18 protein-coding genes, 4 pseudogenes and 1 other annotated feature are annotated in these 18,845 nt (G+C 61.5%); of the genes and pseudogenes, 14 read left to right on the forward strand and 8 right to left on the reverse strand.

All coding sequences use genetic code 11. The annotated features are described in order from the left end of the window. Positions 1-107: 107 nt before the first annotated feature. Both cueR and P73_RS09815 read left to right on the forward strand, forming a co-directional pair. Complete coding sequence (cueR, locus tag P73_RS09810; RefSeq protein ID WP_043869430.1) at positions 108-506, forward strand: Cu(I)-responsive transcriptional regulator; 399 nt, start codon at positions 108-110, stop codon at positions 504-506. Positions 507-719: 213 nt separating this feature from the next. Continuing rightward, complete coding sequence (locus P73_RS09815) at positions 720-1,133, forward strand: c-type cytochrome (protein WP_043869431.1); 414 nt, start codon at positions 720-722, stop codon at positions 1,131-1,133. Between the two features lie 17 nt (positions 1,134-1,150). On the opposite strand, the gene P73_RS09820 is transcribed toward P73_RS09815, so the two are convergent. Together P73_RS09820 and P73_RS09825 are read right to left on the reverse strand one after the other, a co-directional pair. Then, positions 1,151-1,762, reverse strand: a complete 612-nt coding sequence (locus P73_RS09820; protein ID WP_043869432.1) for a class I SAM-dependent methyltransferase — start codon at positions 1,760-1,762, stop codon at positions 1,151-1,153. 71 nt (positions 1,763-1,833) lie between these two features. Further along, entirely contained in the window at positions 1,834-2,202 is a 369-nt protein-coding gene (locus tag P73_RS09825) for a hypothetical protein (protein WP_052453136.1), read from the reverse strand. A gap of 183 nt (positions 2,203-2,385) precedes the next feature. Between P73_RS09825 and P73_RS09830 the strand changes: the two are divergent. Continuing rightward, positions 2,386-2,643, forward strand: a pseudogene (locus tag P73_RS09830) (recombinase family protein); the annotation flags it as partial. A 164-nt stretch (positions 2,644-2,807) separates the two neighbouring features. On the opposite strand, the gene P73_RS09835 reads toward P73_RS09830, so the two are convergent. Next, positions 2,808-3,782, reverse strand: a complete 975-nt coding sequence (locus P73_RS09835; protein ID WP_043869434.1) for a nucleoside hydrolase — start codon at positions 3,780-3,782, stop codon at positions 2,808-2,810. Beyond that, positions 3,779-4,732, reverse strand: a complete 954-nt coding sequence (locus tag P73_RS09840; RefSeq protein ID WP_052453137.1) for a MurR/RpiR family transcriptional regulator — start codon at positions 4,730-4,732, stop codon at positions 3,779-3,781. Before P73_RS09840 ends, P73_RS09835 begins: the two co-directional genes overlap by 4 nt. 238 nt (positions 4,733-4,970) lie before the next feature. On the opposite strand from P73_RS09840, the gene P73_RS09845 reads away from it, so the two are divergent. The 7 genes from P73_RS09845 to P73_RS09875 are packed head-to-tail and all read left to right on the forward strand — an operon-like array spanning position 4,971 to position 11,224. Next, positions 4,971-5,894 (forward strand): ABC transporter substrate-binding protein, encoded by a 924-nt coding sequence (locus P73_RS09845; protein ID WP_202966945.1) that lies wholly within the window; start codon positions 4,971-4,973, stop codon positions 5,892-5,894. 27 nt (positions 5,895-5,921) lie between these two features. Next, positions 5,922-6,923, forward strand: coding sequence for an ABC transporter substrate-binding protein (locus P73_RS09850; protein ID WP_043869436.1), 1,002 nt, complete (start codon positions 5,922-5,924; stop codon positions 6,921-6,923). A gap of 13 nt (positions 6,924-6,936) precedes the next feature. Then, complete coding sequence (locus tag P73_RS09855; protein ID WP_043869437.1) at positions 6,937-8,334, forward strand: amidohydrolase family protein; 1,398 nt, start codon at positions 6,937-6,939, stop codon at positions 8,332-8,334. Continuing rightward, the gene (locus tag P73_RS09860) at positions 8,331-9,122 is read left to right on the forward strand and encodes an ABC transporter ATP-binding protein (protein WP_043869438.1); all 792 of its coding nucleotides are present in this window, start codon (positions 8,331-8,333) and stop codon (positions 9,120-9,122) included. Before P73_RS09855 ends, P73_RS09860 begins: the two co-directional genes overlap by 4 nt. Beyond that, entirely contained in the window at positions 9,119-9,877 is a 759-nt protein-coding gene (locus tag P73_RS09865) for an ABC transporter permease (RefSeq protein WP_139267225.1), read from the forward strand. The genes P73_RS09860 and P73_RS09865 overlap by 4 nt, the downstream gene beginning before the upstream one ends. Then, positions 9,877-10,635: an ABC transporter permease gene (locus P73_RS09870; RefSeq protein WP_043869439.1), complete on the forward strand. Its 759-nt coding sequence runs from the start codon at positions 9,877-9,879 to the stop codon at positions 10,633-10,635. The genes P73_RS09865 and P73_RS09870 overlap by 1 nt, the downstream gene beginning before the upstream one ends. Before the next feature lie 4 nt (positions 10,636-10,639). Beyond that, entirely contained in the window at positions 10,640-11,224 is a 585-nt protein-coding gene (locus P73_RS09875; protein WP_043869440.1) for a nucleoside 2-deoxyribosyltransferase, read from the forward strand. A 357-nt stretch (positions 11,225-11,581) separates the two neighbouring features. Here P73_RS09875 and P73_RS09880 read toward each other — a convergent pair whose 3' ends face one another. From P73_RS09880 to P73_RS09895, 3 genes and pseudogenes are all read right to left on the reverse strand, one after another. Then, positions 11,582-12,796, reverse strand: a complete 1,215-nt coding sequence (locus P73_RS09880) for an IS256 family transposase (RefSeq protein ID WP_043867921.1) — start codon at positions 12,794-12,796, stop codon at positions 11,582-11,584. Positions 12,797-12,859: 63 nt separating this feature from the next. Continuing rightward, a pseudogene (locus tag P73_RS09885) lies at positions 12,860-13,971 on the reverse strand (IS3 family transposase); the annotation flags it as partial. After that, positions 13,574-13,690, reverse strand: a sequence feature (AL1L pseudoknot). It overlaps the preceding pseudogene by 117 nt. A gap of 153 nt (positions 13,972-14,124) precedes the next feature. Further along, positions 14,125-15,567 carry an amidohydrolase family protein gene (locus P73_RS09895; protein ID WP_245629260.1) on the reverse strand — a complete coding sequence of 481 codons (1,443 nt, stop codon included), beginning with the start codon at positions 15,565-15,567 and terminating at the stop codon, positions 14,125-14,127. Positions 15,568-15,707: 140 nt separating this feature from the next. Here P73_RS09895 and P73_RS09900 point away from each other — a divergent pair, with 140 nt between their 5' ends. Continuing rightward, complete coding sequence (locus P73_RS09900; protein ID WP_043869442.1) at positions 15,708-16,067, forward strand: winged helix-turn-helix transcriptional regulator; 360 nt, start codon at positions 15,708-15,710, stop codon at positions 16,065-16,067. Positions 16,068-16,151: 84 nt separating this feature from the next. Further along, a pseudogene (locus P73_RS24920) lies at positions 16,152-16,382 on the forward strand (transposase); the annotation flags it as partial. 306 nt (positions 16,383-16,688) lie between these two features. Here the strand turns inward: P73_RS24920 and P73_RS09905 are convergent. Then, the gene (locus tag P73_RS09905) at positions 16,689-16,877 is read right to left on the reverse strand and encodes a hypothetical protein (protein WP_245629261.1); all 189 of its coding nucleotides are present in this window, start codon (positions 16,875-16,877) and stop codon (positions 16,689-16,691) included. Between the two features lie 468 nt (positions 16,878-17,345). Here P73_RS09905 and P73_RS09910 point away from each other — a divergent pair, with 468 nt between their 5' ends. Next, positions 17,346-17,546: a DUF6511 domain-containing protein gene (locus tag P73_RS09910; RefSeq protein WP_043869444.1), complete on the forward strand. Its 201-nt coding sequence runs from the start codon at positions 17,346-17,348 to the stop codon at positions 17,544-17,546. 729 nt (positions 17,547-18,275) lie between these two features. Continuing rightward, positions 18,276-18,833 (forward strand): annotated as a pseudogene (locus tag P73_RS26455) (DUF6441 family protein); the annotation flags it as partial. Positions 18,834-18,845: the final 12 nt, after the last annotated feature.

Consider the following 18,845-nt stretch of genomic DNA (forward strand, 5'->3'; position numbering starts at 1 on the left):
GCGCGGTGCAGACCGCGCGGCCACTTCTGTCCGCTCACCTCGAATTCACTTGAGCTTCCAGCGACTGGAACCCCTATGTTGGCGGAAGAAGCTACGGAGATGCCGCCATGAACATCGGAGCAGCCGCCAGGCAATCGGGCCTTCCGCCCAAGACGATCCGCTACTACGAGGACATCGGTCTGCTGACCGCCGACCGGGCTGCCAACGGGTACCGCGACTATTCCAACGAGGACGTCCACCGGCTGCGCTTCGTCCAGCGGTCCCGCAGCCTCGGGTTTTCGGTCGAGGAATGTCGGCAGCTGCTCTCCCTCTATACCGACCGCGACCGCGCCAGCGCGGATGTGAAGGCGATCGCCACCGAGAAGCTTGGCGAGATCGACCGCAAGATCGCGGAACTGACCGGGTTGCGGGAGATGCTTGGGCATCTTGTCGAGAATTGTCACGGCGACGCCCGCCCGGACTGCCCGATCATCGACGGGCTGGCGGGAAAGACGCGCGACCACTAGCACTCAGGAGATCGGAACGGTGATGGACGGCGGCATGATGTGGGGAATGGGGCTGTGCGGCGCCGTGGTCGCCAGTCGCGTGGTGCTCGTCATGGCGGCACTGGTCAAATACGTCGTCTTTCGCTGATGGGAGAGTCGTGGCGCAGACGGGGGCACCAGATGCGGCTCAGACCGCTCTTGCCCGGTCGGCGTCTATTGCCTGCATTCTCCCTGATGATCGGGCTCATGCCGGTTCCGGCTGCGGCGTTCCTCCACGCGTCCGAGACGGACACCGACTCCGGCCGCGCGCTTTACGTCAAGCATTGCGCGGCCTGCCACGGCGTCGATCTCGAGGGACAGCCTGACTGGCGCAGCCCCGACGCCAACGGCTTCTATCCGGCGCCGCCACATGACAAGACGGGCCACACGTGGCATCACGATGACGCCATGCTCATCGACTACATCACGCGAGGCGGTCAGGCCGTTCTGGACGACATGGGCGTGACCTTCACGTCGGGCATGCCGGGCTTCGGCTCCGTGCTGGACCAAGGCGAGATCGAAGCCATCCTGGACTACATCAAGTCAACGTGGCCCGAACACATTCGCGACACGCAGGCGCAGCGGTCCAACGCGGCCGCTGCCGATTGACGATCTCCCGACATCCGTCAGACCTTCCGAAAGAGCCCGAAATGGAACCGCTGCACGCTGCCCCACGGCGTGCGGTGTTCGTGGCTCAGCGATCGGACGAGCTGGTATCCGCTGCCCAGCCGTTCGGAAAGCAGGGCCCCATCATAGCGAGCGACCGGCAAACCGCTGCACGAGGCCGGGCCATCTGGCGCGAATGTCCCGATGATGGCGTGACCGCTGGGGACAAGGGCCCGATCCATGACACGCAGATAAGCGTCCTGATCGGACGCCTCGGTCAGGAAGTGGAACGCGGCCCGATCATGCCAGAGGTCGAAGCGGCCGGAGGGCTGCCAGTGCAGGACGTTCGCCGCCACCCACTCAACCGGCGCATCTGGCGAAAGCCGCGCGCGCGCCATGCGCAAGGCGGTTTCGGAGAGATCGAGAACCGTTATCCGGCGGAACCCTTGCTCCAGAAGGCAGTCCACCAGCCTCGATGAGCCGGCACCGACATCTACGATGGCCGCATCCTTGCCCGCGCCGGTCTCGGCGATGAGGTCGAGCGATACCTGTGGACGGTCCTCGAACCAGCTTGTCTCAGCCTCCTCCTTGCTCTGGTAGACGCCTTCCCAGCGGTTCGGTGTTTCGGCCATCGTCAATCCCTTACAACTCGTTCGGCCTGAGCCGTAGGACGTGGGTGATCACCGAACCCTTGCCATGACGCTCAGCCCGCTTCGCAACCGTAGAAACCGCGGTAGCCCACGCTGAGGCCCTGATCAAGCTCGAACACCAGCTCCGCGTTCTGGCGCCAGTCGACCTCGTCGCCGAGCAGCCGCACGGCCACCGTGGTGCCGGGCGCCGAGAACGTCGCCGCACCCTCCTGCGGATCGCCCTGCGCTTCCAGACCGACAAGGACACCGTTCAATTTCATCGCAGCCGCACCGCCTTCACTCGCCCAGAGGATCGGATCGGATTCCGGGCTGCGGTTGAAGGTGCAGGGAGCGGCGGTCCCAAGCACACGCTGGGCCTCGGCCTCGGGCATCGGCAAGCCCTGTCGAAGGCGCAGCTTCCGGATCACGTTCAGTAGTCCCATGTCGATCACTCCATTGACCCCCTCGTACTTCGCTCGGGGCAGGGTCACATGGCTCAAATCTCAATGGAAATCGTCGGCCGGACCGGGTCACCTCTCAGCGCAATTCAACACATCTGCCGCCTTGATTGGCTCATCGCGATCCCGGAGGTGAGCAGACTTGAACGCTTCGCTCTTCGCCCTGAGACGCGAAGCTTCAACACCGCCACGTCGATGGGGCGGCTGTCGCCGAACATCCTGCTGTCCTTCGCCCAGTTCGAGCGCGAGGTGACGGCCGAGCGCATCCGCGACAAGGTCGCCGCCAGCCGGAAGAAGGGCATGTGGATGGATGGTGCGCCACCCTACGGCGATCGCGTCGACAGTCGGAAGCTGGTGGTCGACGAGGACGCCGCCGAGCATGTCCGCTGGATCTTCACCCACTTCCTCGAAGTCGGGTCATCATCGTGACGGATCGCGATGATCTCGACAAGCAGATCAAGGATACCTTCAAGTCCAGTGACCTCGAACCGGTTCGAGCGACGAGCGGGGCTCCCTCGGCTTCATCTGCATCCACCTGTGGCTCACTGCTGGTGGTGCAGGCCGCGGAGGATGCGGCCCATCACCATGTTTCAAAGCGCTACTTGGTCCTGTCCAAAGGTCGCCAAGCGGTTGACAAACCCATCGACAAATCGATCTACGTTTACATCGACACAAACGGCGGCATTGGGAATGGTCGTTCCGGTTCGCCGCCGATCTGGAATGACTTGTCCTCGAGTTAATTCTCCCGCGCATTCCACGTCGATTTGCATTGGCTCCAGCGTCACTAGCGTCGGATCATGCGCGACGGCAACGGCGAGTGGATCGTGTAGCGCACAGCCAGTAATGTCGGGATACTGATCGCGATAGGCTGCAAGATAGAAGCGACTTGCTTCCGCGCATTTCCGCGAAGCGAAGCCGCCTTGCTTTTCAATCCGGTCCATCATGGCATCAGTGAAAAGCGTCTTCATTGTCACGTCCATGCCTACGAGGATGATGTCGGCTCCGGATTGGAGAACGATCCGCGCAGACTCTGGGTCGTTGAAGAAGTTGGCGTCGGCCATCGGACTCGGGATGCGGGGCACCCCAGGATGCCAGATGCTGCCGCCCATAATGACGATACGCTTGAAGAGCGTGGCAATTTCCGGCGCCTTCATCAGGGCAAGCGCAACGTTGGTGATTGGCCCTGTTGGCACGAGCGTCAGTTTCCCTGGATGCTTATGCGCCATTTCGATCAGCAGGTCGGGCGCCCATGTGTCAAGAGCAGTGCGCTCTGGGCTCGGCAAGTCGATGCCACCAAAGCCGTTAGGGCCGTGGATGCGGCTTCCCCTCTTGTTATAAGGCCGTGTGAGTGCGCGTTTTGCCCCTGCCGCGACGGGCACGTCCAGACAATCCGCTGCCTGCAGCAGCGCAAGCGTGTTCAGAGTCGCCTGCTCCACGTCGACATTCCCGTAGGTTGTGGTCACCGCCTCGAGCGTGATTTCGGGATGAGCAAGTGCGTAAACGATGGCCAGCGCATCGTCGATGCCGGTGTCCACGTCAAGGATGATGCGGCAGGGTTCTGTCATGTCTTGTCCTTCTTTCGACTAGATTTGGAATTTGCAGGTTTTGCGTCTGACTCCTGCTCCGGGTAGGCGAACCAGTAGAAGCCAGTGTCCGCAAAGCGCTGAGCAGCATCGGCTGCGCCAGGCCGCTTGTTTGCTACGCCCGCAACTAGCGCCTCCAGCACAGCAAGGACGGCGGCGTCCGAGGTGGAGGCGAAGCTCCGGCGGGCCTGTGCATAAAGCACGACAGTCCCAATCTTGGCGAGTGGCGAAGTCTGATTGTCGGTGACAACGAGGATAGGGATACCATGCTGGTGGGCAAACCGACTCATAGCGACCGTATCACGGAGATAGCGCGGGAAGGTGATCGCGATTACCAGATCCTCGGGGCCCAGACTCGTCAGATGCCGTGCGACTGAAATTGTTCCCGCACCGCTCTCCACGGTGCGGACATCGCAGCCTACCGCCTGCAGCCGGTGCGACAGGATCAATGCGAGACCAGCGGCACTGTCAAACCCAAGGATGAAGATGCGGCGCGCAGCACTGATCATGTCCACTGCCTGTTCACAGCGTGCAGGATCGAGATTGGCCATAGAGCCATGAAGGTTCGCGGCATCCTCTGCCAGCGAGGCTTGAACTACCTCAATGGTGCTGGAAGCTTCGGATAGCTTGCGGCGGAGCTTCTCTACCGGCTCCTGCGCCGGGGCTAAGCCGCGAAGAAGCTCTGCGCGGAACTCGGCGTAGCCGGGAAACCCCAGCTTTCGCGCAAATCGGTTGGCGGAAGCAACGGAGACTCCTGTCACCTCGACCGTATCATTAATGGAAAGCCCCGCAACTTTCAGTGGAGAGCGTAGCACGAAGTCCGCGAAGGTCCGTAGCGCCTGCGAGAGCTCAGGATAAACCGCTTCAATTCGCTCCGCGACAACCGAGCCTGGTGGCAGCGAGTCAGGAGCAGGTGCGCCTAATACTGCCACGATCCGACTCCATTTTGAGGTTGTAAGTATATTTTCATGTGATACACCTTATTGTAATAAGAGGTTACAGCGCTGGTTGCAAGCCGGTATGCCAGAACCCGCGATCTGCACCAACAGGAGTCGCTTGATGATACCTTCCTCATTGTGTCCGCTGTCTCGACGCCGCTTCCTTGCCGCTGGAATAGGCGCGTTGGGTGTTGCAGTCTCTGCTCCTTCACTTCGTGCGGAGTCCAAGTTAATGCGGGTAACCACCGCGCATGGGTGGGTCTCCAACATCCAATATGCGGGGTTCTTTCTTGGCCTCAGCCGCGGCTACTTTGCTGATCATGGGGTGGAGGCGGATTTCATTGCAGGGGGACCAAATGCGCCCGACACGCTGGTTTCACTTGCTGCGGGGCGTGCACAGGTTTGCACGGCAAACTGGAACCCCTTCCTTGATGCCCGTGCCCGCGGCAACGACTTCGTGCTGATCGGTGCGCAGTGGAAGGTGAGTCCGTCGGCCATCATCTCCCTCGCCGGGCGCCCTCTGCACCGGCCGGAAGACATGGTGGGGATGCGTATTCTTACTCAGAATCCCTCTGACAGCCTTATCCTCGATACAATCTTTGACAATGCGGGCCTCCCACGCGATTACACCGCAGTTCCGACCGGTTTTTCACCGGAACCGCTGCTCGCCGGTGACGGCGACGCTTATCTCGCCTTCGCAACAAACCAGCCAATCACGCTCGAACAGATGGGGTTGGTGGAGGGGCAGGATTTCCACGTCACCCTTCTGACCGATCTCGGATACAGGGTGATGCAAGGCCTCTATCTTACTCGTCGTGACTTTTTGGATAAGAACCGCGATGCAGTGACGGGCTACATGGCCGGCATGATCCGAGGGTGGCGCGCCGCCGTGACGGAACCCGACGCCGCGCTCGACCTGGTGCTAAATGAGTATGGGGCCGATCTGGGCCTCGATCCTCAGCAACAAGCTAGGCAGAATGAGTTGCAGATCCCCCTCGTCGCTCCGACGCCGGAAGCAGATCTCTTTGCGCTTGACGCTGAAAGCCTGACGGGCCCCATGACCGAGGTCGCTCGGGCCACGGGCCGCGAGGTCCCGCCGTTACACGAAATGGCTGATTTGGAAGTCGTTCCCGAGGCCTTGGCTCTCATCTCCTGACCTTTTACTTTCGAAAGGATTTTTCCAATGCTCCGCCCCCTATTTTTCTCTGCCGCGCTCTTGGCGGCGGGTTCTCCCATATTGGCCGATACTCCTCTACGCGTTCAGCTGGGCTGGATCGCCAATGTTCAATACGGGGAACATTTCATTGCGCTTGAAGACGGCCTTTTCGCCGAGCGTGGCCTTGATGTTCAGATCGCGCCAGGCGGCCCCAACGCACCGAACGCACTTACTGCAGTAGCTGCGGGCGAGGCTGATATCGGCTACACTAGTTGGCTGCCCTTTCTGGACGCTGTCGCCCGTGGCAACGACTTCGTGCTGATCGCTGCAGCGATGCAGACCTCTCCGCTTGGCATCATCTCTCTGCCTTCGCACCCGATCCTCCAGCCGGTGGATATTCAAGGCGCACGTATCTTGGCTCAGGGACCGGCCGAGAAAACTGCAATAGAGGCGACGCTGAGTCTTGCGGGTCTGCCCACGGATGACTGGACAATGGTGCCGGGCGGCTTCTCTCCGGAGCCGCTGCTGGCGGGCGACGGTGACGGCTACACTGCATTCGCTACTAATCAAGCCATCACGCTAGAGCAGATGGGGCTGGTGGCCGAGGAAGATTTTTACTTTCGCAGTTTTGATGATCTCGGCCTCGAGGGCTACGCGGGGCTCGCATTTGTGTCTCGGCAATTTCTAGAGGAGAACCGCGAAACCGTCCTAGCTTATCTAGAGGCCGTCGTCGCCGGATGGATCCGGAGCGAGGAAGATCCGGCCTATGCCGCTCGCCTAGTCGTGGACAAATACGGTCGCGACTATGGTCTCGAGCTGGATCAGCAAATCCGCCAGAACGAGGTGCAGGCGCAGTTCTTCCGTCCAAATGGAGATCCAGACTACCCCATATACTCACTAGATTTAGAAAAAGTGGCTGGCCCGATGATGAATGCTGCCCGCGCATCCGGTCGCACCGAATTGCCTGATCCCGCTTCTTTGATTGCACCCGAGCTTGCGCTGGAAGCGCTGGAGAATGTGAAGAATTAAAGGACCTCCTACAATGAACGCTCCCAAGACCGCGCCAGAGTGCGCCGATATCCTGATCCGACGTGCCCATGTCGTAACGCTGGATCCTGAGAACCGCGTGATCAGTCAAGGCGCTATCGCCATCTCGGGCAACCGCATTGCTTGGATTGGAAAGGATTCTGATGCCGCGAAGATTCAGGCAAAGGAGGTAATCGACGCCAACGACCAGATCGCCATGCCCGGGTTGATCGACGCGCATTTCCACACGGGGCAGCAGCTTCTACGGGGCAAGCTGCAGGCTATCGCTCGGAGCCGGCCGTTGAAGTTGCCGGTCTGGAAAAACTACTTGATCCCTTGGGAAAGCTGCCTCGATCCCGAGGATGTTCATCTTTCCGGTCTTGTCGCCTATACAAACATGATCCAAGTAGGAACAACCTGCTTTGCCGAAGCGGGCGGACCCCACCCCGATGAGATGGGACGCGCGGCATTGGAAGTTGGGATACGCGGCTTCATCTCCCAGTCTACTGTGGACCAGTCGGAGAACATCGGCGCGACAGTGCCGCCCAACATGCTGCTCACGCATGACGAGGCGCTTGAAAAGAATACTTCTTTGGTAGACCGGTGGAAGGATGGGGATAGGGTGAAGGCGTGGATGTCACTGCGCCAAGTCATCGTGTGCTCTCCCGAGTTGATACGAGACATCACCGTCGAGGCGCAGAGCCGAGACGTGAAGATCCACACCCATCTCTGTGAAGGCTCTTACGAAATCGACTATACTGCAGAGAAGTTTGGAATGCGTCCAACTGAGTGGCTGGAGAGCATGGGCGTGCTGTCACACCGTTTGCACTGCGCACACTCTGTCCTCCTTTCTGATCGAGAACTGGACCTTTACGAGCAGCATAGCCTTTCTGCTTGCCACTGCGGATTCGGCAACTACTCGATTGGCCACCCGCGTCTGATTGAAATGTGGCGTCGCGGTATCGACATTGGCCTTGGCACCGACGGACCTGGCGGGGGCGGCACGATTGACCTTTTCCAGGTGGCACATGTGGCCCGGGTCGGTCAGCAGGCAATCCATTCCTCCACCCTGCACTGGAAGGACCCGATCTCTTCCGAGGAGCTGCTAAGGGTGGCAACGCACGGAGGCGCCCGGGCGCTTGGCATCTTTGACCACGTCGGCTCGCTTGAGGTAGGTAAGAAGGCAGATATTCTTCTGGCTGACACGAGCCGGATGGATCACCGGCCCATGCAGGACCCGCTCTTCATTGCAGCCTCCGTTCTCGTTGGCCGGGACATGGACACCGTGCTTGTCGATGGTCGTGTTGTGATGCGCAAGCGAGAGATGGTCGGCATCGACGTCGAACGCATCAACGCACGCCTAATCGAGCGTATGCCCATCATTTCGGAGCGGTTTGAGAAGTTGGTCGGATGAACAGCGCAGGTGCAAAAGGCGCGGAGATCCTGCTGGATCACGTCGGCAAGGACTTTGCCATGGACAACGGTCAAACCGTCGTCGCAGTGGAAAAGGCACGGCTCGAGATTGGGGCAGGGGAGTTTGTCGCACTCATCGGCCCCTCGGGCTGTGGCAAGTCCACGCTGCTGAGGATGCTGGCAGCACTGGAGCAGCCGACACGAGGTCGCGTCACGGTCGATGGGCACGCACCTGAGGAACTCGCACGTGCGCATCGGCTTGGCGTGGCGTTCCAGGATCATGCGCTTCTGCCCTGGCTCTCGGTAGAGCAGAACGTAGCCTTGCCCTTCCGTATCTCGCGCCGCCCCGTCGACCGCGACCGCATTCGGGAACTGATAGCTCTCGTCGGCCTCTCGGGTTTTGAGAAAGCGCGGCCCAGCCAGCTCTCAGGCGGGATGCGGCAGCGGGTGTCTATCGCCCGCGCGCTTGTTCTGCGTCCAGATGTTCTGCTGCTCGATGAGCCTTTCGGAGCGCTGGATGCGGTGACACGGCGGCAGATGAATCTAGAACTACAACGGATATGGCTGGAGCAGAACATTTCCACCCTTTTGGTTACGCACTCGGTTGACGAAGCCCTTTTTCTCGCCGACCGGGTCGTGGTGATGAGCGGTCGTCCAGGGCGCATCCTGCGAGAGGCAATCGTCCCGTTCGGGCGCCCCCGTGCGCCGGAGGTTATGCGTTCCCCAGAGTTCCATCAACTCGAGGATGATCTGACCGAGGCACTGGAACAGCCGGAGACAAGGCCGTGACGTTGAGCCGCGAACGGGCACAGGATGTATTCTATGGGGTGCTGGGGATCGTGCTCTTTCTCGCTGCTTGGGAATACATCGGGCAGAACCAGCTCGCAGGGCTGACATGGCCGCCGCTGACAACTGTCATCGCCTATCTCACTGATCCCGACCGTCGGCCGCTCTTCCTGCGGGCAACGAGTGCGACCTTCTCCATGGTCGGCCTAGGTTATCTGCTTGGGGCTCTTCTGGGGGCGCTAGTGGCGGGGCTGGCACACCTGGTGCAACCCATGCGCGAAGGATTGGGCCGCCTCTCCTCCGTTATCAATGCAGTGCCGTCAATCGCACTCGCCCCACTTTTCATCGTGCTGCTTAGCCAAGAATGGACGGGCATGGCTATCGCGACGCTCAACGTCTACTTCGTCATCTTTGTCGCCGCCGGCTCGGGACTTAATGCTGCCTCTACGGCCCACCACGATCTCTTCACAACCTTCGGATCAAATCGTTTTCTTCGTTTACTCCAGCTGGAGCTTCCGGCGGCATTGCCTGCCCTGGTCTCGGGCCTCAAATACGCGGTCCCGGCATCCTTCATCGGCGCGATCATCGGGGAATGGTTTGGATCTTCGCGCGGATTAGGCCTCCTCATGGTCTCTTCGATGCAGAATTTTCAAATCCCCCTTCTATGGAGTGCAGTCGTCATTGCCGCAGCAGGCTCCCTCTCGGCCTTTGGGTTGATGGGGCTGATCGAACGCTTCGTTTATGGGAGGTTCCGCTGATGACATCGCTCATAAACGTCCTGCGAACGGGGATCTCCCGCTACTGGGGAGTTATCCTTGTGCTCGGGATCTGGCAGCTCTGGGTGAGCGTCACGGGTGTCAACGCGATAGTTATGCCCCGGCCGCTCGATGTCCTGCGGGACCTTGTAGGAAATCCAAGCGTCTATCTCCACAACGGCGGCCAGACCCTTGGCCTGGCCGTTGCAGGACTCGCGGCCGGAATGGCGCTTGGCACCCTGATTGCGGCGGTTGCGTGGTTCTCGCGGCTTCTCTCAGGGATGCTGGTGCCGCTGGCAATGATCTTTTCTTCAATTCCTGTAGTAGCACTCATCCCGGTAATCGCCCGCATTCTTGGCTACAACCTCACAACTGTTTTCGCGATCATTGTAATTATCTCGTTCTTCCCCGCCTTCGTCTTCACCTCCGCGGGCTTGAGAGCGTTGCCCCGCGGGTCGGAAGACCTTTTTCATGTCCTTGGGGCTAACAAGATGTCCAAGTTCCTGCATCTGGTTTTGCCTGCGGCTGTGCCAAACTGGATGATCGCGCTACGCCTCGCGGCACCTTCGGCTATTCTCTCGGCTATGGTAGCAGAGTTCCTCATGGGTCAGAGCGGGCTCGGGTATCTCTTTAGGCAGTCCGCAGGCGACTTCGATACCGAGAGGGCCTTCGGCACTTCTGTCGTGGCCACGATGATCTCTGTCATCTCTTTCACTCTTTCTCTGCAGGCGGAGCGCCGCGTCTCCGCACGTTGGAGGTAGACAAATGGGCAATCGTTCAATCTATCTTGCAGGGCCAGAAGTCTTTCTTCCAGACGCGCGCGACGTAATGCGTGAGAAGCGCCGCCTCGCCCGTGAGTATGGCTTCGAGCCGACAGGCCCCGGCAGCGACGAGGCCGAAGCTCCCGCAGGCCCGGTTTTCGCATCAGCAATATATGCCCGAAACGATGAAGCAATGCGAAGATCCGCTTTCTGCCTTGCAAACGTCACCCCCTTCCGCGGTATTAGCGCCGACGCGGGCACCGTTTATGAGATAGGCTTCATGATCGCGTTGGGACGGCGGGTCTGGGCCTATACAAACGACCCGCACGATTATGGCGAGCGTGTGCGAGCGAGTTGGTATGGCGGCCACGTTGACATATTTGAAGGCGGCCTCGTTCGCGGGTCTGACGGGTTAATGATTGAAAGCCATGGGAAGGCTGACAATCTGATGATCGACGCGGGCATCGAGAGGCAGGGCGGAAGGGTCCTACGGAACACGAGGGCCGCCGCCGCAGTATCCGATCCCGCACGCGATCTTTCCGTCTTCGAAAAGTGCCTGCAAGAGATGGCGTTGCAAATTCACGAGTGACCTGCCCCCCGGTCGTCCCTCGTTCATAACGAGAGTCCTTGGGTTGATAGTGGTCGGTTTCGGGCTGGGCAAGCGCGCCGGGCGCGGAGCCCTCAGATTGCTCAAGCGCCCGGCGCGCTTCTGCTGGCGTCTTGTTGCCCAGCGAGGAATGAACCGCTCCGGGTTTGCCGGAGGCTGTTTGGTTTAAGTTATGCGGCTATGGTCTTAGTTACCAGAGCTGCGTAGAAGTTTGCCTCTGCTTCCGCTGGTGGGATGTTCCCGATGGGCTCGAGGAGGCGGCGATTGTTGAACCAGTCGACCCATTCGGGAGTGTCATGAACTATGTGTATCTGGCCCGGCCCATGCGGTTTCAGATACTCAAGCGTCGAAGCGCTCGCCGAACATTATGGCGAACTGGTTGCGGGCTGCAAACCATTCCCGGACATTTCGGCCATCCTTTTCGAATTTGCGGATTGCCAGATAGATCAACTTGGTTGCGGCCTCGTCGGTCGGGAAGGAGCCCCGCGTCTTGATCGTTTTCCGGATCACGCGGTTCAAGCTTTCTATGGCATTCGTGGTGTAGATGATTTTCCGGATCGCGGGATCGAAACCAAAGAACGGGATCACCTCCTGCCATGCCCGGCGCCAGGCCGGGGCGATGGAGGCGTATTTCCCGGCCCATTTCTCCTCGAAGGCATCGAGCTCGGCCTCGGCCATATCGGCGGTCGGGGCACTGTAAATCCGGCGTAGGTCCGCAGCCACGGCCTTGCGGTCCTTCCAAGAGCAGAAATTCAGGGAATGGCGCACCAGATGCACGATGCAGGTCTGGACCATGGCGTCCGGGAACGCGGCGGTGATGGCCTCAGGAAAGCCCTTCAGCCCGTCCACGACCGCGATCAGGATGTCCTGCACGCCCCGGTTCTTCAACTCGTTCATCACCGAGAGCCAGAATTTGGCGCCCTCGTTCTCGGCGGTCCACAGGCCCAGAACCTCACGGCTCCCATCACGGGTGACGCCCAGGGCGACGTAGACGGCCTTATTCTTCACTGTCCGGCTGTCGGCGTCACGGATCTTCACCCGTAGAGCGTCGAAGATCACGATGGGATACATCCGATCCAGCGCGCGGGTCTGCCATTCCCTGACCTCGTCCAGCACCGCATCGGTGACGCGGCTGATCAGGTCGGGCGAGACCTTCAGGCCGTAGAGATCAAGCAGGTGAGCCTGGATGTCCCGGACCGTCAGCCCGGCCGCATAAAGCCCGATGATCTTGTCATCGATCCCGTCGATCCGGGTCTGGCCCTTCTTCACCAGCTCGGGCTCGAAGCTGCTGTCGCGGTCGCGAGGCACCGCCAGCGGCAGTTCGCCGTCTTGGCTCTTCAGCACCTTGCTCGAGGCGCCATTGCGGCGGTTGGTCTGGCCGGGTGGAGCGTCTTTGCCTTCCTCGTAGCCAAGATGCGCCGTCAGCTCCGCGCCCAGCATTCGTTCCATGAGCTTGATCTTCAGCTCTTTCATCAGCCCGGCATCGCCGAGCAGATCCTCAGGGCGCTCCACACCCTTAAGCAGTTCGTCCAAGATGTCTTTCGAAATAGTCATTCATGCTTCCTTTCGGTGCAGCATGAACCGGATCAGCCATACACAAAAGGTCGGACACTCTCCCCATTCCAGAGTGGCGTATTCCACGGCGTCCAGACTGCGCCACGGGCCACGGCGGTGGATGACCTCCGCCTTGAAGAGACCATTGATTGTCTCGGCCAAAGCGTTGTCATAGCTGTCACCGACGCTGCCGACCGAGGGTTCGATTCCTGCCTCGGCCAAGCGTTCGGTGTATTTTATCGCCAAGTATTGCGATCCGCGGTCTGAGTGATGGATCAGTCCCACACCAGGCTGCCGCTGATGAACAGCCTGTTCCAAAGCGTCGAGAACGAAGCCTGTGTGAGCCGTGCGGCTGACGCGCCACCCAACGATCCGGCGCGCGAACGTGTCGATCACGAATGCCACATAAACGAACCCTTGCCAGGTGGCGACATAGGTGAAATCGCTGACCCAGAGCATGTTCGGTGCCGGCACCCGGAATTGCCGGTTTACCTTGTCCATCGGGCACGGCTGCTTCTTGTCAGGGATCGTCGTTTTATGCGGCTTGCCCCGGATGACGCCCTGCAGGCCCAAATCCTTCATCAACCGGGCTATCGTGCATCGGGCCACATCAAATCCTTCCCGCCGCATCTGGCGCCAGACTTTGCGCACGCCATAGACCTTGTAATTCTCATCGAACACGCGCTCGATCTCGGGGCGAAGCTCGTCGTCGCGCTTGAACCGATCCGAGCGCAGATCAGGGTCGGCCCGTTTGGCCAGATGATCGTAGTATGTGGACGGGGCAATCGGCAGGTGCTTGCAGATCGGCTCGACCCCGAGCTCTCCACGATAATCGTCGATAAAGGCGATCATGACTTCGGTCGGCGGTCGAGCTCCGCCATCGCAAAATACGCCGACGCCTTCCGCAGGATCTCATTCGCCTGCTTGAGTTCGCGGTTCTCGCGCTCCAGCGCCTTCATCTTCTCGGCCATCTCGGTACTGACCCCAGCACGGTCGCCACGATCAATCTCTGCCTTTTTGACCCAGTCATTCAGCGTGTTCGTCGAACAGCCTATCTTCGCCGAGATCGATACGATCGCTTGCCAGCGGCTCTCATGCTGACCGGCGTTGTCCAAAACCATACGAACCGCTCGCTCGCGCACTTCAGGGGAATATTTGTTCGTTGTCTTGCTCATGATGCTCCATCCTACTCAAGAGTTGGAGCCTCCGGCAAACCCGGAGCGGTTCAGAATGCCCGGAATGTAGCACCCAAATTCGACAAAATCGCGGAGGGGGCCAACCGCCGAAGGGGGCCATACGGCGTAGCGTATGGTTACGACGTGGCGCGATCAGTCGAAAAGCGGCACCGTGACGTCTGCCGTCTCGAACAGATAGTCGCGCGAGGCGACGATCTGGTTGCGTAGGGCGGCAATGTCATGCCCGACGATGGCGCCTTTCCATTTCTTGATCTGGCCTGCCACCAGCACGCTTTCCACGTTCGAGCGTTCCATCAGTGTCACCACCGCACCAGCGGCGTTGTTCAGCGGCGCCACGTTCAGCGCGTCAGCGTCCAGCAAAATGATGTCGGCCTCCTTACCGGGCGTCAACGATCCGGTCTTGTGGTCCAGCTTGAGGCCCGCAGCGCCATTGATCGTGGCGAAGGTGATCGCCTCGCGCACGCTCATCAACGCGGGTGCCGCCTCGGGCCCCTGTTCCAGCGCGGTCTGGTTCGCCATCATCCGCTGCACGGTCATCAGGCCGCGCATCTGGGTAAAGAAATCCGCCGTCATGGTGCATTCGACATCCACCGACAGCGACGGTGCCATACCCATGTCGATCGCCTTCTGGATCGGCGGCATCCCATGGCGCATCTGCATTTCGATTGGCACCGCGAGCGAGACATGCGCGCCCACCTCTTGCGCACGGGCCCAAGCCGCATCGGACATGCCGGTCATGTGGATGAACAGGTGCTTGTCGGTGTAATGCGGGATCAGCGCATCCATCGTCTCGCGCATGCCCAGAGATCCCACCACATGCAGGCCGATCATCAGGTCCAGGTCCTGCGCCAGCCGCCACAGGTCCAACGGATCGACGCCGGGCAGATAAACCTCGCCCCCCATCAGCATGGTCAGCAACTGGTCGTCGGAGGCGAAATACGTATCGCGCAGCCGGCGCGCGTCGCCCGGATAAGCGAGGTCGGGGCCATAACCTTCAAAGTAACCAAACACGCCGCGGCGGCCCACGGCCTGCATCCCGGCGATCACCGCATCGGAATGGGCCGGGGAATGGTGGATCTGCGACACGTCATGCACCGTGGTCACCCCGGCATCAAGCTGGCTGAGCCCGCCGAAAAGCTGCGCGATATAGACGTCTTCAGGGCGGTAGAGTTTCGAGAAGATCCCCAAGATATCGTCCAGATAGGTCGGCTCGCCGGGGCGGGTCGGATCGGCGAACATGATCCCGTTCGGCAGATATGACCGCAGCGATGTCTCGAATTGGTGATGGTGGGTGTCGACAAAGCCCGGCATGACGATCCGGCCCGTGGCGTCGATCACCGCCGCATCGGGGGCATCGATCTGCGGGGCCAGCTGCAGGATGCGGCTACCCTCGGTCAGCACATCGCCGGTAAAATCACCGATCGCGCTGTCTTGGCTCAGGATATGCCCACCCCGGATGAGCGTGCGCCTTCCCGCTTCGCCAACTCCGGCTGGCATTTCCTGCGCCGCTGCCGGGCGCGTCAGGAAAGCGGGCAGAAACGCCGCCGCCGCCGCAGATGCGAGCGCACCGCGCAAGAACGTCCGGCGCGTGGGGTTGCTGTGGGATTGCGGGAATCCGGCCTTGCAAAGAGTGCACATTGTGATGTTCCAGTGTGGTTACTATTTGAGACCAAGACACCTAGAGTAAGCGCCGGACCGCACAAGGAGACACAGAAATGAAACTAGGGAACATGTCTGTGCCCGGGGAATGCGCTCGGATCACGCCGATTCTGTCACGCGTCGGCGACAAGTGGACCGTGCTGATCATCCTGATCCTGTCCGAGCATCCAAAACGCTTCAACCAGATCCGCCGCGAGGTCGAAGACATCTCGCAGCGGATGCTGACCATGACGCTGCGTGGGTTGGAGCGGGACGGCTTGGTGGCGCGGAAGGTCTATGCCGACAAGAACCCGCCTTGGGTGGAATACCGGCTGACCGATCTGGGCCAGACGCTTGTGGCGCCGCTGTTTGCACTTTGCGAATGGGCGGCTGAAAATTGCGACACAATCGACGCCAATGCCGCGCGGGCATCGTAAACGGCGTATTTTGTTGAGAAACACTTCCTTGATCGAACCCTGAACTGCTGTTTCAATTCCAGTGGTCGAAGGTGACGATCGGCAATGATGGGGCCTAGGCAGAAGGCTCAGCCGGCGCTGTTTTACGAGTTCTCGCTTGAGGATCACATTCCACAAGATCACCTACTTCGATCCATCGAGCGGTTCGTCGATCGGAGCAGCATCCGTGCCCATCTTGTAGATTTCTACAGCCACACCGGCCGTCCCTCCGTCGCTCCCGAACTGATGATCCGGATGCTTCTGGTCGGCTATTGCTTCGGCAGGCGTCCTGCACGGCCCGGCCCTCGGGCGTCGCGCCGATGGCTTCGATGGTGGTGATCTGGCCCTCGCCCACATCGGCGACGGCGATCTGGCAGGAACGGGTGGCCATCCCGTCCAGATGCACGGTGCAGGCGCCGACGCCGCAGCCGCACTTGGTGCAGGTCAGGCCCAGGCTTTCGCGCAGGACCCAGAGCAGCGGCATGTCCTCCGGGGCCGTCACCTCGTGCCGGCGGCCGTTGATGGAAAGAGTGAAGTCGGTCTCGATCTGGGTCTCCCTGTTGTGCCGGGGCGGCAGCCGGAGGACCCCGGCTGCCCGCGGGATCACGCCGCCTTTGCCAAGGCTACGGCGTCGGCGCCGGCGGGATAGCGCAGCCGGTCCGACGGGTCGGTCGCCGCCAGCCAGACCGCCTCGGCCACATCGCTTTCGCGGGTCGTCGGGCCGGGGTTGGCGTAGCCCGCGAAGATCGGCGCGGCGAAGTCGGAATAGGCCGCGGGGATCGGCGATCGCACCGTCTGCCTCGCGCAGGCCGACGACTGGCTGAACGCCCACGAGAGCGACGAGAGCGCCTTCAAGTCGAAGCGCTGGCTGACCCAGCCGCCGACGGAGAAACAGCTGCAATACCTCTCGCCCGAACAGCAGCAGGATTACGGGCTCACCCGCTACAGGGCGTCTGCGCTGATCACCTTCCAGTTCAACCGGCGCGACATTCGCCGGCTCGTCATGTCGGCCGCGCCTGACCGGAGGGCCGCGTGAACCATGTCGCGCAAATCCCATCCCCGCCCGCAGAGGCTCCGGATCGACCGCGCTGTGATCGCCTTTGGCATCCGCGCCCGGTCCTCTGCGCCGTCTGCACTGCGCGCACCCGCGGCTTCGGCTGGTTTGATCCCCACCGACCGCGTCCAACCCGCACCCGCCGCTGGTTCTGCTCCATGGGCTGCCAAGCGGCCTTCACCCGCAAAGCGAAGAGAGGACTGAGCATGGTCGATTTCACCGAAGAAGAAACCCAGGCGCTGCCCGCCGTCATGCGCGCGCTTGCCCCCGAGATGGAGCGCATCGGCTGGGACCGGCCGCTGGGCCAACTGACCCAGAACGACATGCACCGGCTGATCGTCACCACCGTCGAGGCCTTCCGCGCCGAGATGGCCGAGATCGCCAGCCAGTCGGAGATTCCGTTCTGATGCTGGACTACAACAAGCGCCCCGGTTTCGCCGAACGGATCAACGCGGCCGTGGACGCGGCTCTCGAGGCTGAGCGCGAGGCAACCCCGCCGCGCGACTATCTGGGTGCGTCCCGGCTTGGGCACTCCTGTGAGCGGGCGCTGCAGTTCGAATTCGCGGGCGCTCCGAAGGACGAGGGCCAGGACTTCTCGGGTCGGTCGCTGCGGATCTTCGCGATCGGGCACGAGCTCGAGGATCTTGCCATCCGCTGGCTGCGGGCGGCGGGGCTCGATCTGGTCACCCAGAAGCGGGACGGCGGCCAGTTCGGCTTCTCGGTCGCGGCCGGGCGCATCCGCGGCCATGTCGATGGGATCGTCTCCGAGGCCCCCGCGGCGCTCGGGCTGCGCACCCCGGCCCTCTGGGAATGCAAGACCATGAACGCGAAGAACTGGCGCGAGACGGTGGCCAAGGGCGTGACCGCCGCGAAGCCGGTCTATGCCGCGCAGATCGCGCTGTACCAAGCCTACATGGAAGCGACGGTGCCGGGCATCAGCGCGAACCCCGCGCTCTTCACCGCGATCAACAAGGACACCGCCGAGCTGCACCACGAGCAGGTTGCCTTCGATGCCGACCTCGCGCAGCGCATGTCCGACCGCGGCGTGCGAATCCTGCGGGCGACCGATGCAGGCGAGCTGCTCCCGCGCATTGCCGCCAATCGCGACTTCTTCGAATGCCGGTTCTGCCCGTGGGCCGACCGCCGCGATGCGCGAGGCCGGGACCGGGCTGAAATCGGCGTGGCGGCTGCAGATCACCGGCGCGGGACTCGGCACACGGCTCGCCAACTCGATCCGGAGCCAGAACTTCCCGAGGTCGGGCGAAAGCCTCGACGCCGCGGCGCTGGTCTGGTCCAAGGCCCCGGTCATCGTCGGCGCGCACGACACCGGCCCGCTGATCCGCTCGAAGAACGGGTTCTGGCTGGCGATCCCGCTGCCCGCCGCAGGCAAATCCCTGCGCGGCGGCAGGATCACGCCCGGCGAATGGGAACGGCGACGCGGTCTGCGCCTGCGCTTCGTCTATCGCCGCGCCGGCCCGAGCCTCCTGGTTGCCGAGGGGCGGCTGAACACAAAGGGTCAGGCGGTGGTGTCGCGCTCGAAGACCGGGCGCGGAAAGGTCACCGCGCCGATCTTCCTGCTGGTGCCGCAGGTCAAGCTGCCGAAGCGGCTGGATCTGGCGCGGGATGCAGATCGGGCGTTGGACAGCGTGCCGGGGCTGATCGTGGCGAACTGGGTGGAGGCGCGAATGCGTTAAACGATTGTGGTT

Origin of the sequence: Celeribacter indicus (assembly GCF_000819565.1) — a bacterium.
GTDB lineage: Bacteria > Pseudomonadota > Alphaproteobacteria > Rhodobacterales > Rhodobacteraceae > Celeribacter > Celeribacter indicus.

What these genes read in the sequence shown, in the direction of transcription:
- cueR (WP_043869430.1), top strand. Translation starts at nt 108, where the DNA reads ATGAACATCGGAGCAGCCGCCAGGCAATCGGGCCTTCCGCCCAAGACG.
- P73_RS09815 (WP_043869431.1), top strand. Translation starts at nt 720, where the DNA reads ATGATCGGGCTCATGCCGGTTCCGGCTGCGGCGTTCCTCCACGCGTCC.
- P73_RS09820 (WP_043869432.1), bottom strand. Translation starts at nt 1,762, where the DNA reads ATGGCCGAAACACCGAACCGCTGGGAAGGCGTCTACCAGAGCAAGGAG.
- P73_RS09825 (WP_052453136.1), bottom strand. Translation starts at nt 2,202, where the DNA reads ATGGGACTACTGAACGTGATCCGGAAGCTGCGCCTTCGACAGGGCTTG.
- P73_RS09835 (WP_043869434.1), bottom strand. Translation starts at nt 3,782, where the DNA reads ATGACAGAACCCTGCCGCATCATCCTTGACGTGGACACCGGCATCGAC.
- P73_RS09845 (WP_202966945.1), top strand. Translation starts at nt 4,971, where the DNA reads ATGCGGGTAACCACCGCGCATGGGTGGGTCTCCAACATCCAATATGCG.
- P73_RS09850 (WP_043869436.1), top strand. Translation starts at nt 5,922, where the DNA reads ATGCTCCGCCCCCTATTTTTCTCTGCCGCGCTCTTGGCGGCGGGTTCT.
- P73_RS09855 (WP_043869437.1), top strand. Translation starts at nt 6,937, where the DNA reads ATGAACGCTCCCAAGACCGCGCCAGAGTGCGCCGATATCCTGATCCGA.
- P73_RS09860 (WP_043869438.1), top strand. Translation starts at nt 8,331, where the DNA reads ATGAACAGCGCAGGTGCAAAAGGCGCGGAGATCCTGCTGGATCACGTC.
- P73_RS09870 (WP_043869439.1), top strand. Translation starts at nt 9,877, where the DNA reads ATGACATCGCTCATAAACGTCCTGCGAACGGGGATCTCCCGCTACTGG.
- P73_RS09875 (WP_043869440.1), top strand. Translation starts at nt 10,640, where the DNA reads ATGGGCAATCGTTCAATCTATCTTGCAGGGCCAGAAGTCTTTCTTCCA.
- P73_RS09880 (WP_043867921.1), bottom strand. Translation starts at nt 12,796, where the DNA reads ATGACTATTTCGAAAGACATCTTGGACGAACTGCTTAAGGGTGTGGAG.
- P73_RS09900 (WP_043869442.1), top strand. Translation starts at nt 15,708, where the DNA reads ATGAAACTAGGGAACATGTCTGTGCCCGGGGAATGCGCTCGGATCACG.
- P73_RS09910 (WP_043869444.1), top strand. Translation starts at nt 17,346, where the DNA reads ATGGTCGATTTCACCGAAGAAGAAACCCAGGCGCTGCCCGCCGTCATG.